Source organism: Bacillus sp. P4_D3, from assembly GCF_056401855.1.
Map to the genome: position 1 here is coordinate 1 of NZ_JBFUIN010000323.1, position 3662 is coordinate 3662.

Sequence of the window (3662 nt, forward strand, 5' to 3'; positions counted from 1 at the left end):
TTCTTTACCGCTATATCCATCTTATTTATCATATATTACAGGTGTTTCTATTCAAGATTTAAAAGAAAATCGTGGAATTATGCAAAAGTCAGCGATTATACATACAGTATTTTTTATGATCGGTTTCTCGGTTATTTTTTATGCATTAGGTTTATCAGTAAGCTGGATTGGGATCACTTTTTCATCTAATCAAAGGCTGATTCAGCAAATTGGTGGGATATTTATTATTTTGATGGGGCTATTTATGACTGGAGTGATTCAGCCTAAGTGGCTTATGGCAGAGAAAAAAGTACAATATAGAAGTAAATCGACAGGATATATTCGCTCAGTTTTGGTCGGCATGACATATGCAGCAGGATGGACACCGTGTGTTGGACCTATATTTTCTGCAGTGCTTATGCTCGGTGCGACCAATCCTGAAAGTGCGCTTCTGTATATTACAGCGTACACCCTTGGATTTGCAGTTCCGTTTTTCGTGATGGCATTTTTTATCGGAAAGGTAAAATGGATTGTTACATATGCCAATGTCATGATGAAAATTGGCGGTGGAATGATGATACTAACAGGGGTTTTATTATATACAAATCAAATGACGAAAATTACAGCATTCTTTATTCGTATATTTGGTGGATTTACAGGATTTTAGAAATGAGGAGGAAGAAAAGTGAAGAAACTAATTGCTATTATACTGGCCGGGGCACTAATTTGGGCAGGGGTTAATTTTTATAATACAAAGAAAGAAGAAAAAGAAAGAAAAGCGAAACAAGCGGAGTTACAAGAAAAAGAAGTATTGCCACAAGTGGGATTTAAAGCACCAAACATAACATTAAAAGGATTGGACGGGAAGCTGTATTCGTTAAATGATGCAAAGGGAAAACCATATGTTATTAATTTTTGGGCATCGTGGTGTGGCCCATGTGAAATGGAGGCTCCTGACTTAGTTCGTTTGTATGATAAGTATAAAAAGGATGTTGAAATCTTTGCGGTAAATGCAACAATCGGGGATCCAGTACAAGAAGCGAGCGCATTCGCAGATCGCCACGGATTTAAATTTCCAGTTCTATTAGATATGGACGGAGTAGCTGGATTAGATTATAAAGTATTCTCTTTACCAACGACATTTTTTGTTAATAAAGATGGAATTATTGTAGATCAGGCACGAGGTGTATTACCTCCAGATCAATTAGAAGAGAAGTTTAAGAAAATAATTGAGAATTAAGAGGGGATTTCATAGTGATGGAGTGGATGGTGAGGTTACAACCCGTTTCTCTTATAATAGGAAGTCTATTTGGATTTACTCTGATGAAACTAAGGATGAAAAAGCAAAATATTCAATATGAAAAAATGATGGATGCAGTAACGAATGGTCTTCTCATCATTGTATTAGTATGGAAATTCGCACCGGCAATTTTAAATCCAGTATGGGCCATTGGGGCGCCGGTGCAAGCATTATTAGCTGTAGGAAGTATTCAACATATTATAGTAGGTTTTATTATGGCTAGTATATACATTGTTTGGAAAAGTAAAAAAGAGCAATTTTCTCTTCGAATTTTACTTGATACATTGCCCTTTGGATTGTGTGTGAGTATTATCTTTTATTTTCTATTCCATCAAGAAGTAGGTATACAAACGACACTCCCATGGGGGATGAAAATATATAAATCAAAATTTTTGTATCATCCTATTTTCATGTATGAGATTATACTCGCACTCGGTATAATTGGCTCGTTATGGATTAAAAATGAAAGAGTAGGGAATGGAAAGAATATAAGCTTTTTTCTAATTTGCGAGGGAATTGCTCATATCATTATTTCGCTTATTAGTGAACAAAATTCAGTTCTATTTGGTCTTTCAATACAGCAAATACTCAGTTTTTGTGTTATTAGTTTAGGGATTTTATTAGTACCAAAAAAATAAAAATAGCCATGTACGGAGAGCATCCATGCATGGCTATTTTTTCATCATCACATGAATTAAAAAATCGGCGGAGTAACAGAGAATAAAACAATCGCATTTTTCTCGAATTGATTTACCCATTTATGTTTTAAATAAGCTGGTATTTTTACGCTATCACCAGTTTCTAATGTGTATTCTTCTTCATTTAAGTGCAATGTGATTTTCCCGTCTAATACAAATGCTAATTCTTCTCCTTTATGTTCTAGCACATTTTCTGATGAAGCAGTATTCGGTGGGATGGTCATAATTGCTGTTGCTAAATTCCCTGTGAAATCAGGTGATAACAATTCATATGATAAATTATCGATAATCATTTTTTTTCTTTTATTAGAGCGCACTATTAGATCGTCTGTATTATTTTCCTCAAGTAAAAAACTAAATGTTGGAACGTCAAGAGCTTTTGCGAGTACCTTTAATGTTTGAATGGAAGGGTTAGCAGAACCACGTTCAATTTGACTAAGCATTGATGGTGTGATTTCGGCCATCTTTGCTAGTTCTTTACTAGTTAATCCTTTTTCTTTTCTTTGTTTTTCAATTTTTTTACCGATATCTATATTTTCCATAATAAATGCTCCTTAATTATTATTAAATTATATTTAAATAAATTAAATTAAAATTAACTAAAACTGAATTTCATGTTAAACTATATTAAAATTAATTATAATTTATTATATGGCTAGCTACAAGAATATGAGGAGGAAGAGAAATGAAGGGGATAGAGGCATTAAAAGAGCGATACCCACTATTAAACAACCTTATTGCAACGGAAGAAGTATTTTGGATGAATCCGAATAAAGAAAAGTATGAAACGGCAATAAAAGGTTCGCCGCTTAATGAAGAAAATGTAAAAGATGCGGAAGAGAGATTAAAGCGCTTCGCACCATATATTGCGAAAGTTTTTCCTGAAACACAAGAAACGGGCGGCATTATAGAATCACCTTTAGTGAAAATACCTTCTATGAAACAGTCTTTAGAGAAAAATTACGGGCAGCCAATATTGGGAGAACTATTATTAAAATGTGATAGTCATCTTCCAATATCAGGTTCAATAAAAGCTAGGGGCGGCATTTATGAAGTGTTGAAACATGCTGAACAATTGGCACTTCAGCATGGAATGTTAACGGAGGAAGACGATTACTCCATTTTAGATAGCGATACATGTAGGGAGTTTTTTGCAACATATTCTATTGCAGTAGGTTCGACAGGAAACTTAGGACTGAGCATTGGGATTATGAGTGCAAAACTAGGATTTAATGTAACTGTTCATATGTCAGCAGATGCGAAACAATGGAAAAAAGATTTACTAAGAAGTAAAGGTGTAAATGTTATCGAATATGAAGCGGATTATAGTAAAGCAGTAGAAGAAGGAAGACTGCAAGCAGATGCAGATCCTAGCTGCTATTTTGTTGATGATGAAAACTCACATGATTTATTTTTAGGATACGCAGTAGCAGCGTCGCGTTTACAAAAACAATTAGAAGAGTTAGAGATTGCAGTAGATGAAGAACACCCTTTATTCGTTTATCTTCCGTGCGGAGTCGGCGGGGGACCTGGCGGAGTAGCATTCGGCTTAAAGTTATTGTATAAAGACAATGTGCATTGTTTCTTTGCTGAGCCTACGCACTCTCCGTGTATGCTACTCGGCTTAATGACTGGACTTCATGATAAAATTGCCGTTCAAGATATCGGGATTGATAATGTAACAG

General features: G+C 34.9%; 5 protein-coding genes. 4 read left to right on the top strand and 1 reads right to left on the bottom strand.

The genetic code is table 11. The features are described from left to right. From AC1DTM_RS20290 to AC1DTM_RS20300, 3 genes are all read left to right on the top strand, one after another. Positions 1–646: cytochrome c biogenesis CcdA family protein (locus AC1DTM_RS20290; protein ID WP_477000734.1), on the top strand; the 646-nt coding region annotated here is incomplete at its 5' end. Positions 647–664: 18 nt separating this feature from the next. Beyond that, the gene (locus AC1DTM_RS20295) at positions 665–1219 is read left to right on the top strand and encodes a TlpA family protein disulfide reductase (protein WP_002200976.1); all 555 of its coding nucleotides are present in this window, start codon (positions 665–667) and stop codon (positions 1217–1219) included. Between the two features lie 14 nt (positions 1220–1233). Then, the gene (locus AC1DTM_RS20300; protein ID WP_477000735.1) at positions 1234–1917 is read left to right on the top strand and encodes a prolipoprotein diacylglyceryl transferase family protein; all 684 of its coding nucleotides are present in this window, start codon (positions 1234–1236) and stop codon (positions 1915–1917) included. 56 nt (positions 1918–1973) lie between these two features. Here the strand turns inward: AC1DTM_RS20300 and AC1DTM_RS20305 are convergent, their stop codons facing one another. Then, positions 1974–2519, bottom strand: coding sequence for a helix-turn-helix domain-containing protein (locus tag AC1DTM_RS20305; protein ID WP_088078268.1), 546 nt, complete (start codon positions 2517–2519; stop codon positions 1974–1976). 143 nt (positions 2520–2662) lie between these two features. Here AC1DTM_RS20305 and AC1DTM_RS20310 point away from each other — a divergent pair. Next, positions 2663–3662 (top strand): D-serine ammonia-lyase (locus AC1DTM_RS20310; protein ID WP_477000736.1); only part of this gene is annotated, 1000 nt, incomplete at its 3' end.

Coding starts and splice junctions, on each gene's coding strand:
- AC1DTM_RS20305 (WP_088078268.1), bottom strand. CDS start 2,519: ATGGAAAATATAGATATCGGTAAAAAAATTGAAAAACAAAGAAAAGAA.